This is a genomic window from uncultured Desulfovibrio sp. (assembly GCF_944324935.1).
Taxonomy (GTDB): Bacteria; Desulfobacterota; Desulfovibrionia; order Desulfovibrionales; family Desulfovibrionaceae; genus Desulfovibrio.
Map to the genome: position 1 here is coordinate 1 of NZ_CALUYG010000065.1, position 9,660 is coordinate 9,660.

Consider the following 9,660-nt stretch of genomic DNA (forward strand, 5'->3'; position numbering starts at 1 on the left):
CCTCCCGCAGCGCCCGCCGCATGCGGATGAACTTTGCAATGGCTGGCATCAATGATGAGCCATTCAAAATCAGGTTCAACAATGAGAGCTTCGAGTATCTTCTCCCAAACGCCCCGATCTCGCCATCGGCGGAAGCGGCGATGTGTATTTTTCCAGTCGCCAGGATCGGGGGGTAAATCCCGCCACGGAGCCCCGGTTCTCAGTATCCGGAAGACGGCGTTGATAAACAAGCGGTTGTCGGCGGAAGGACGACCGACACAGCCTTTGGAACCGGGAAGAAGTTTTTCAATGTTTGCCCACACCTTGTCGGAAATATCATGCCTCCGATGTGCCGCCATATGGTCTCTCCTCATTGCAAGTGAAGAGATTATAACATATTTTTAGTTTGACGACACTATCTAGGCGACGCGGGAGCCTTGCGGGCATCGACGGCAAGCCGCGGGAAGATGACCTGAAAAAATCTTCGCATGCGGCGTCCCCTCCAGACGCTGCGTTTGCTTGCCCATAAAAAAGGACGCTCAGGCGTCCTTTTTTTATCACGAGGGGGCTGTCGTCAGCGGTCGATGCGCACATCCAGACGCTTACGGTCCTTGGAGAGGATATGCCGTATCTTGCCCGGGCCGGTAAGGTCGATAACCACCCGCGTCCGGCCGTCCAGCTTGCCGAGGCGAACATTGGTGACCGCCGGATTCTTCGGCACGCCCGGCGCCTTGACCGTCCATTCGCCCATAAGGTCAACGGCCACACGGGGAGGATTGTCCAGCGGCAGGTACTTGTACTCAATGGGGCTGGAGCCCTCGATGCGGACCGTTGCGCCCGTCTCCCGGGCGAAGACCACAAAACGGGTGACCGTGCGGGCCTTGGCCGCCGGAGCGGGCTTTTCGGTCTTCTTTTCTTCCTTCTTTTCCGGTACGGCGCGCTCGGCGGCCGGTTCGGCGGACTGACGCGGCTCCACGGCGGCAGGAGCGGCCGGCGTTTCGGCCCCGGCGCCCAGTGCGGGTTGCGGCGGCACATCCAGCGCGGGCCGGACGGCCCCTTCCGTAGCGGGCATAGCCTGCGGGGTGGCCTGCGGGGCCGCGACGTCGGTGTCATTGAAGGCGAAGCCGCGTTCCAAGGCCTCGCTCGGTGGCGTGTGGGCGGGAGCCTCCTGCAGGGGCGGCGGAGAGGCCGTTTGGGCCGCCTCCGGCAGGGGCGGGACGGCGTTCTGCTCCGGCGACGGCGGCGTGAGCCCGCCGCCGGCATGCGGCGGCAGATCGCCGGGAGCCGCCGGAACGGCGGGAGAAGCCTCCAGGGCCGCCGGGGCCGCCGGTGCGGGATCGCTGCTGGACGATTTCCACTCATTCAGCATGATCAGGGCCATCCCCAGAATGCAGACGGCAACCAGTATGCCGATAAAGGCTTTGTTCATGGCTGTGGATCCTCCTGCCTAGCGGCTGTTCCGTGAAGAACGCCGCTGCTCATTGCGGATGTATTGCAGCATGCGCGCGTAGACGGGCTCGCTGGCGTCCAGCAGCATGGCGCGTTGCAAATGCTTGATGGCGGCTTCATCCTCACCCAGAGCGTGCAGGACGCGCGCCATATTGAAATGGGCATGATCATCGTCCGGGGCAAGGTCCAGCACCCGCCGGCTGAAGGCAAGCGCCGCCGACGGGTAGGAAAGCTGCCGCAGCCGTGCGCCGAAATCCCGGAACATGTGCTTGTGTTGCGGCTGGATGCCCTCCCGCACCGAGGCGAGCTGCTCCAGCGTGCTAAAGGCCGTCTGCCGCTCCTTGGGCCGCTTGAGCCGGGCCAGCGCCTTACGGAAGGTCTCCCGCATGCCGCTCTCCACAAGCTGTGCCCTGCGCTGCTGCTCCGCGGCCGAGGCCTGGCCGAAAATGTCCGCCGGTTCGCTCTGGGGCGGCGGCACAAAGCGCCCCACTACTCTGGACATGTCCAGAGAGCGTACCGGTATGGCCAGGATGGCGGGCTCCGCCGTGAAGCGCTGGTTGAAGACATCCGCCGTCATCCGTTCCGGTTCGGCAACCGGCTGAAAGGCGTTGTTGAGCCGCTGCACGACAAAGCTGCCGGTTTCGACCTCCCAGACGAAGTACAAGGTCTTGCGCTGCCCGGAGGGCTGCGCCGCCGCAACAGAATAGACGCCGATGAACTTGGGATTTCTCATGCCCCGACTCTACATCATTTGGGCCGAATGGCAAGATTCCTCTCCACGCCTTTACGCGGCGGGCACTTTGAGCTAGCATGCCGCCCATGCACGAAATGGCCATCGCACAGAGCATCCTCGACATCGTACGGGACGAGATGACGGCCCGGCACTGCACCCGCCTGGACGGCATCGGCCTGGAATGCGGGGCCCTGTCCGGCGTCGAGCCGGAATCCCTGCGCTTCTGCCTGTCGGCCCTGCTTGACGGCGGCCCCTGGGCCGACGCCCGGCTGGAGCTGCGCATCGTGCCCCTGCGTCTGCGCTGCTTCGGCTGCGGCACGGTGTTCGGCGGCGAATCGGGACAGGACGCCCTCTGGCAGCCCTGTCCGCAGTGCGGCGAGCAGTTCGGGCATACGGTGGAGCAGGGCAAGGAACTACGCATTTCCCATTTGGACGCCTCATAGGCCATACAGGAGGACCCATGCAGATACCCGTTGTGCGCAATGTTCTTGAAGCCAACGAAAAGCTTGCCGAACAGGTGCGTGCGCGTCTTGATCCCGGCAGAATACTGGCGCTCAACCTCATCTCCTCACCTGGCGCGGGCAAGACCACCCTGCTGGAGCGCACCCTGGCCGACCTGTCCGGCGAATTCCGCATGGCCGTTATTGAGGGCGACCTCCAGACGGACAACGACGCCCGCCGCGTGGCCGCCACGGGCGCGCAGGCCGTGCAGATCAATACCGAGGGCGGCTGCCACCTCAACAGCAGCATGATCCTCCAGGCGCTGGACAACCTCGATCTGGACGGGCTGGACATCCTCTTCATCGAGAATGTGGGGAACCTTGTCTGCCCGGTGGAGTTCGACTGCGGCGAGGACGCCAAGATCGCCCTGCTCAGCGTGGCCGAAGGCGACGACAAGCCGGAAAAATACCCCCTGCTCTTCAATCTTGCCCGGGCCATGCTGCTCAACAAGATCGACCTGCTGCCCCATGTGGATTTCGACGTGCGCCGGGCCCGCGATTTCGCCACCCGCCTGAACCATGACCTGGCTGTCTTTGAGGTCTCCTGCCGCAACGGACAGGGGCTTGACGGCTGGTACGAATGGCTGCGCGCCATGCGTCAGGCACGGCGTCAGGGCAGGCTGTCCCGTCAGGAGCGCTGAGCCCGCGATCCTGCCCCCCATCATTTGCCTGTGCGGCAGCCGTGCCGCGGAAGGAGGATCCATGAACCATCTGGGCAAACTGCTTGCCGCCCTGCTGCTTGCCGGAGGCCTTTCCTGCGGAGCGGTGCAGGCTTCGCCCGCCGACCTCTCCCGGACACCGGGACAGACGGGGGACGACCGCCCCCTGCTGGTGGAGCGTCAGCGGCCGGAACGCCCCCACTGGGACAACCGCTACCGCGGCGACCGGCGACGTCCGCGACCGCCCTACCAGTACGGCACGCCACCCCCGCCGTATCCGGTTCCCCCCTACGGCTACGGGGCCCCCTACACGCCCCCGCCTTTCGGCTATGACCCGCGCCGGCCCCGGCCCACCTATCCTTACGGCTACGACCCCCGGCGTTCGGTTCCGCGCTACGACGATGACGATGCCTATGATCGGTGGGCTCCCTTCCGGGACGGTGACCGCAGGTTCTGGAAGCGGCATCGCCCCTACCGGCCCGCGCCGCCTCCGCCGCCTCCGCCGCCTGCCTGGCCGGGATTCAACGGCTGGATATGACCGCCTTGCCTGCGCCGCCTCCGGGCGGCGCTTTTTTTCGCGCCGGGAGACACTGCCGGATGCCCCGGGACGGGAAGTCGTCGTTTTGCCGCGGCCGGACACGCCGTGCACGGCAGGCGGGAGGACGGCACATGCCGGAGGGACGTCCGGTCCTCCCCGGCCACCCGCCTGTCCGCTCCATGCGGACCGCGCGCCCCGCACAAACGAGGACGGCCGCCGACTCCATGCCGGCGGCCGTCCAGAAAGTGTCCCCCGTGCGGGATGTTCAGGACTTCCCGCCCTTCTTCGCCCCGCTGCCGCGAGAAGCATCCCCGCCCTCGTCGGCACGGTAGGCGGCAATGTCCACAAGCAGCGTCCGCGAGGCGGGATACAGGCTGACCGTGAAGAGCTGCACATCCTCGCCCGGCGCGTCGGCTTCCCGCAGTGCCGCCACCTGCGAGCGCGGAGCCAGCATGATGGAGGCCTCGCCCGCCCCGGCGGAAAAGATGAGATCGATGCCCTGCTCAAGGATACGCTGGCGCTGGGCATCGTCGATGGCGGCCATTTCCGTAAAGTCCACGTCCATGCCCGGGAATTCCGCCTGCCAGAGGCAATAGCCCTGCGTATAGAGGGTCTGGAGCAGAGCGTGCAGATACTCGCGGGTGAGCACCTGCCGCAATTCCAGATGCTCCAGCGAGGCGGTCTCGGGCTTGCCGGGCCCGGGCGTCAGCCGGGCCGCCCAGATGAGGCCGGCAAAACCGAGGCTGGTCAGCACGGCCCCGTTTTCGTCCCGGGGCGCATCCTTTTCCAGGATGGCGCAGGCGTCCTGCATCTTCATGCCGGTACGGAAGCGGGTCAGCGCGCAGACGGGGCGGCTGCCCGGTTCGGGCAGCAGGTTCCAGACCGTTCCCTGCCGGTGTTCCGTCCTGCCGTTACGGTGCAGCAGGATAAGACAGCTTTCCTTGTGGTCGGCGCACGTGGCGATGCCCGTCAGATCGTCCAGGGCGACGCCCGTGAACGTCCAGAGGGCAAAACCCATATCCAGACGGATGTCCTGCCTGCCCCCCGGGTTCTCCAGCGCATCCTCACCGGCCGGCGGCAGGTCCAGCCGGGCAAAGCTTTCCTGCCGGGCCGTGCTGAAGCGCACGCTCAACAGCTCCTGCGCCGTCTGGTTGCGTATGCTCAGGGTCGGCGGCTCGGCTTCCTCCTCGGCAGCGGCCGGCGAGGCGAGACCGCTCTGGGGCAACAACAGGCAAAGGGCCAGAAAAAGCAGGGAGACAAGGTGCTGCATGGTCACATCCTGGGCAAGGGGCATTGGGGATCGATCTGGCGGCACACGGGAGCGGCCCGGGAAGGGATGCGACGCCACGCGGACAGGCGGGCATGCCGCCTTCGCCTGCCGGCGGCCGTGTGCGGGCCAGGAGGCCACGGAAAAACGTCTGCCGGGCTCCCGCCCACGGGAAGCCGGCCCTGCGAGGACTTCTAGCAGCCGGAACCGCCGGAGGCAAGCCATTGTCCGCCTGGCGCCGCATCCTCCGTGCGGAGGCCGTGGTCCGCGGCGACCTTGCGACGGCGCAGCGCCGCCAGTAGCCGCCGCACGTCCGCCGGCGTCTCCGGCGCAGGCGGGGCATCCGTCCGCAGCAGCGCGCACAGCTGCCGCACCAGCGCCACGGCGTCCTCCACCTCATCCACCCAGCAGGTCATGGCGCCGTGCAGCATGAGGCCCGGCGCTTCCAGCGGTCCGCGGATGCCCAGCAGCGGCACGCCCGCGCCGGCGGCAAGCCCCACCTCCACGCCGGCATCCTGCCCGGATGTCCCGTAGTAGATCACCATATCCGCGGTCAGACAGGCCTGCCGGCAAAAGGCATACACCTGCCCGCCTTCCCGGTCGGTATCCATCCAGACGCGGCGCTGTGCGGGCGTCAGGCCCGGCGGCGGGGCGGCCTTTTCCGTCCAGTCGAGGATATGGCAGCCCAGCGCGCGCAGGGCGTTTCCCAGCAGACGCACACCGTGCTTGTGACGAAAGGAACCGGCGATGTAGATATCCATGCTCGTCATACCTGTTGCGGAAGGCGCGGTGGGGATGGGGCCCGGGGGGAAGGGGACCCCTTCCCGGGCGAGGCGGGGGGCCTTCGCCCCAAACAGGCAACGCATCGTGTTGACAGGCCCTAGAACTCTATGCCCCGCTGCGCCTTGACGCCGCTCTGGGCCGGATGCTTGACCTCGCCCATGTCCGTCACCAGATCGGCCATATCCATGAGCCACTGGGGCGCATCCCGACCGGAGAGCACCAGATGGCAGGAGAGCTCCCGCGCCTCCCGCAGCAGCGCTTCCACCTCCGCGCGTTCCAGCAGGCCGGCGCGCAGGGCGTAGAGGCTCTCGTCCAGTACCAGCATGTCCAGACGGGGCAGACGCTCCCGGGCCCAGGACAGCAGCGTCCGGGCCGCTGCCCGGTGCTCCTCCCGTTCTTCCTCCCTGCGGAAGAAGCCGCGGCCGCCCGCCCGGAAGTTTTCGCCCAGCAGACGTTCCAGCAGAACCTGTTCCCCGGCGCGCACATCCTTTTTCATAAACTGGCCGAAGCCGACGCGCAGCTCCTGCCCCAGCGCGCGCAGGGCCTGTCCCACGCAGGCGCTGGTCTTGCCCTTGCCATTCCCGGTATAGATGAGGATCATCAGCGCCACACTCCCGGCAGGACCGTGCCGCAGGCCGGACAGATGCCGGCTGACGGCCCCTTGAGCCGCACATGCCAGCCCTGCCGCTCGATGCAGACGGCATTACAGTTCGGGCAATAGGTGTTGCCGCCCACGGCGCTGAGGACATTGCCGATATAGACGAAATGCAGCCCTTCGCCGCGGGCCAGTTCCCAGCAGTCCTCGAGCTGGCCCACCGGGGTCTCGGGATGATCGGTCATATGGTAGGCCTTGCGGAAGGCCGTCAGATGCCACGGCGTGTCCGGCCCCAGCTCGTCCCGGATGAAGCGGGCCGCCGCGCGCAGTTCGGCCGAGCCGTCGTTGACGCCGGGGATGATCAGCGTCGTCACCTCCAGCCACCAGCCGAAGGCCTTCATGCGCTTGAGATTGTCGAGCACCGGCTGGAGCCGTCCGCCGCAATACTTGCGATAGAAAGACTCGCTGAATCCCTTGAGATCCACATTGGCCGCGTCGATGCGCCGCTGGAGCGACATCAGGCATTCCTCGCCCATGAAGCCGTTGGTCACCATGATGGTACGCAGGCCCTGCTTGCGGGCCAGCCCGGCCGTGCCGAACATGAGTTCAAAGAAGATCGTGGGTTCGTTGTAGGTGAAGGCCATGCTTTCCGCGCAATTGCGGCGCGCCAGGTCCACCAGGATATCCGCGTCCGCCTGCCGGCCCGTCACCTTGCCGTCCTCGGCGGGCCCGCGCGAGATTTCGTGGTTCTGGCAGAACAGACAGGAAAAGTTGCAGCCGGCGCTTCCGATGGAAAAGGTGCGCGTGCCGGGCAGGAAATGATAGAGCGGTTTTTTCTCCACCGGATCAAGCGCCGTGCCCGTGATGACTTTTTCCACCAGGCTGATCAGCGTGCCGCGCAGATTGGCCCGCACGCCGCAGCGCCCGCGCTGGCCGGAAGCGATGCGGCAGTGATGCGCGCACAGCAGACATTCCACCGTGCCGTCGGCACGGCTTTCTCCGAAGGCGGCGGGCATGTCAGCGCCTCCTGAAGGAGGGCATGCGGCTGTACGGCGTCATGCCTGTGCCGGGCGTCATGCCGCTTGTCCCGGGTACGGTGCCCATGCCTTCATTGAGGGGCATGACGCCGGGCGGATAGGGGCCCTTATCGCCCTGATAGCCAGGATACCAGTGCCAGCCGTCCGTCGGCGGCGGATAGAGGCCGCCCGGGTTCTGATTCGGGTACTGGCCTGTGCCGGGATAGGACGGATGCTGCCCCGTATTCTGTCCGGGAGAGGATGGATACTGGCCGGATGTGGGCGGCCACGGCCGCGAGGGCGCGCCGGGCCAGCCCGTCTGCCCGCTGGGGGGGCGGCCGGGATAGCCGGAAGGATAGCCCGGGCGGTAACCGGGATGATAGCCCGGGCGGTAACCGGGATGATACCCCGGCCGGTAACCGGGACGATACCCCGGCCGGTAGCCCGGCTGATACCCCGGCTGGTAGCCGGGCGGATACGCGCCGCTTCCCCCCGTGCCCGGGTAGACCTGCGGCGCAAGATAAATGGGCGGCTGCTGCCAGGCATTGGGATCGACGTTCTGACGCGGCGCCGTGATGTTCATCTCGATGTCGCCGGTTTTTTCGTCACGCTCGATGGAAAGCTGTCCCCTGTTGGGCGTCGCTGACGGCATCTGCGTCGTGCCCCACTCCTCGGCGGGCCGCAGGGCGCTTTCCTGCGGAGAGGAGGCGGCCACCGCCGCTCCGGGGCCCGCACCAAGCCCCAGCATGCACAGAGCCAGCCCCGCGGCCAGCCCCAGCCTGCCGGCTGTTCCCCTCCCGCCCGTCCTGTCCGCCGAAGACGTGCAGGATGGCGTCGCCTGCCCGGAAAAGAAAAATATTTTTTTCATGCTTTCAGTATACCAGCGCCGTCAGCGGGGGTCTACGAAAAAATGCGGGGGAAAGCCGCTTGGGATTTATGAAAAACTGTGCTATCAACTGGTGCTGCTAAGGAGGCACTTATGACCACGGAACGCTCCAGAGCCTACAGGGACGCCGGCGTCGACATCGAGGCGGGCAACGATCTCGTGAGCCGCATCAAGCATCTTGTTTCCAGCACCCATACCAAGGGTGTCATTTCCGACATCGGCGGCTTCGGCGGCCTGTTCCGCCCCGAACTCAGCGGCATGAGCGATCCTGTTCTGGTTTCGGGCACGGACGGCGTGGGCACCAAGCTCAAGCTGGCCTTTGCCTTCAACAAGCATGATACGGTGGGCATCGACCTCGTGGCCATGAGCGTCAACGACATTCTGGTACAGGGCGCCCTGCCGCTCTTCTTCCTCGACTATTTCGCCACCGGCAGGCTGGATGTGGAAACGGCCCACACGGTCATCAGCGGCATCGCCGAGGGCTGCCGCCAGGCCGGCTGCGCCCTGCTCGGCGGGGAGACGGCCGAGATGCCCGGCATGTACGGCGACGGCGAATACGACCTCGCGGGCTTCTGCGTGGGCATCGTGGACAACGCCAAACTGGTCGACGGCTCGAGCATCCGGGTGGGCGACCACATCGTGGGCATCGCCTCTTCCGGCCTCCACTCCAACGGGTATTCGCTGGCGCGCAAGGTGCTGGAACAGAGCGGCCTCGCGCCGGATGATCCCTTCCCCGGGGCCGGCGGCGCGCTGGTGCGCGATGTGCTTATGACGCCTACCATCATCTATGTGGATACCGTCCGCCAGCTGCTGCGCGACATCGACGTACGCGGCATGGCCCACATCACGGGCGGCGGCTTCTACGACAATATCCCGCGCGTGCTGCCCTCGCAGGTGGAGGCCCGCATCACCTTCGGCAGCTGGGACATGCCCCCGGTCTTCACCTGGCTGCATGAGGCCGGCGCGCTGACCTGGCCGGAGATCCTCCAGATCTTCAATGCCGGCATCGGCTATGTGCTCATCCTGCCGCCCGATCAGGTGGAAGAGACCATCAGCCGCATCCAGGCGGGCAAGCAGGGCCTCAAGGCCTGGGACATCGGCACCATCGCCATGCGTAACGGCGGCGGCGAACAGGTCGTCATGCAGTTCCCGGACTAGATAGTGTCGTCAAATTATGCTTGCCCACAAAGATATGCATCTAATTTGAACGGCGGCAAGAAAAGAGGCGCATCTTTTGGCATACCGTGTAGCAACT

At 66.2% G+C, this 9,660-nt stretch carries 12 protein-coding genes and 1 pseudogene; 4 read left to right on the forward strand and 9 right to left on the reverse strand.

Translation table 11 applies throughout. From position 1 onward, the window contains the following. From Q0J54_RS11270 to Q0J54_RS11280, 3 genes are all read right to left on the reverse strand, one after another. A partial coding sequence (locus Q0J54_RS11270; RefSeq protein ID WP_296305778.1) for an IS5 family transposase occupies positions 1–338 on the reverse strand: 338 nt, incomplete at its 3' end. Positions 339–553: 215 nt separating this feature from the next. After that, on the reverse strand, positions 554–1,408 hold the full coding sequence (locus Q0J54_RS11275; protein WP_296305780.1) for an AMIN domain-containing protein: 855 nt from the start codon (positions 1,406–1,408) through the stop codon (positions 554–556). 18 nt (positions 1,409–1,426) lie between these two features. Continuing rightward, positions 1,427–2,161 (reverse strand): tetratricopeptide repeat protein, encoded by a 735-nt coding sequence (locus Q0J54_RS11280; RefSeq protein WP_296305782.1) that lies wholly within the window; start codon positions 2,159–2,161, stop codon positions 1,427–1,429. A 77-nt stretch (positions 2,162–2,238) separates the two neighbouring features. Here Q0J54_RS11280 and Q0J54_RS11285 point away from each other — a divergent pair, with 77 nt between their 5' ends. From Q0J54_RS11285 to Q0J54_RS11295, 3 genes are all read left to right on the forward strand, one after another. After that, positions 2,239–2,604: a hydrogenase maturation nickel metallochaperone HypA gene (locus tag Q0J54_RS11285; RefSeq protein WP_296305784.1), complete on the forward strand. Its 366-nt coding sequence runs from the start codon at positions 2,239–2,241 to the stop codon at positions 2,602–2,604. Positions 2,605–2,621: 17 nt separating this feature from the next. Then, entirely contained in the window at positions 2,622–3,302 is a 681-nt protein-coding gene (gene hypB / locus Q0J54_RS11290) for a hydrogenase nickel incorporation protein HypB (protein WP_296305787.1), read from the forward strand. Between the two features lie 61 nt (positions 3,303–3,363). Next, the gene (locus Q0J54_RS11295) at positions 3,364–3,858 is read left to right on the forward strand and encodes a hypothetical protein (protein ID WP_296305789.1); all 495 of its coding nucleotides are present in this window, start codon (positions 3,364–3,366) and stop codon (positions 3,856–3,858) included. 265 nt (positions 3,859–4,123) lie between these two features. On the opposite strand, the gene Q0J54_RS11300 is transcribed toward Q0J54_RS11295, so the two are convergent. From Q0J54_RS11300 to Q0J54_RS11320, 5 genes are all read right to left on the reverse strand, one after another. Then, entirely contained in the window at positions 4,124–5,128 is a 1,005-nt protein-coding gene (locus Q0J54_RS11300; protein ID WP_296305792.1) for a peptidoglycan glycosyltransferase, read from the reverse strand. Positions 5,129–5,319: 191 nt separating this feature from the next. Further along, complete coding sequence (locus Q0J54_RS11305) at positions 5,320–5,886, reverse strand: translation initiation factor 2 (protein ID WP_296305794.1); 567 nt, start codon at positions 5,884–5,886, stop codon at positions 5,320–5,322. A gap of 119 nt (positions 5,887–6,005) precedes the next feature. Continuing rightward, on the reverse strand, positions 6,006–6,509 hold the full coding sequence (locus tag Q0J54_RS11310; RefSeq protein WP_296305796.1) for a cob(I)yrinic acid a,c-diamide adenosyltransferase: 504 nt from the start codon (positions 6,507–6,509) through the stop codon (positions 6,006–6,008). Further along, positions 6,509–7,519, reverse strand: a complete 1,011-nt coding sequence (gene amrS, locus Q0J54_RS11315) for an AmmeMemoRadiSam system radical SAM enzyme (protein WP_296305798.1) — start codon at positions 7,517–7,519, stop codon at positions 6,509–6,511. Before amrS ends, Q0J54_RS11310 begins: the two co-directional genes overlap by 1 nt. 1 nt (position 7,520) lies before the next feature. Next, positions 7,521–8,387 carry a hypothetical protein gene (locus Q0J54_RS11320; RefSeq protein ID WP_296305800.1) on the reverse strand — a complete coding sequence of 289 codons (867 nt, stop codon included), beginning with the start codon at positions 8,385–8,387 and terminating at the stop codon, positions 7,521–7,523. Between the two features lie 111 nt (positions 8,388–8,498). Between Q0J54_RS11320 and purM the strand changes: the two genes are divergently transcribed. Continuing rightward, positions 8,499–9,563, forward strand: a complete 1,065-nt coding sequence (gene purM / locus Q0J54_RS11325) for a phosphoribosylformylglycinamidine cyclo-ligase (RefSeq protein WP_296305801.1) — start codon at positions 8,499–8,501, stop codon at positions 9,561–9,563. 9 nt (positions 9,564–9,572) lie between these two features. Here the strand turns inward: purM and Q0J54_RS11330 are convergent. Next, a pseudogene (locus Q0J54_RS11330) lies at positions 9,573–9,660 on the reverse strand (IS5/IS1182 family transposase); the annotation flags it as partial.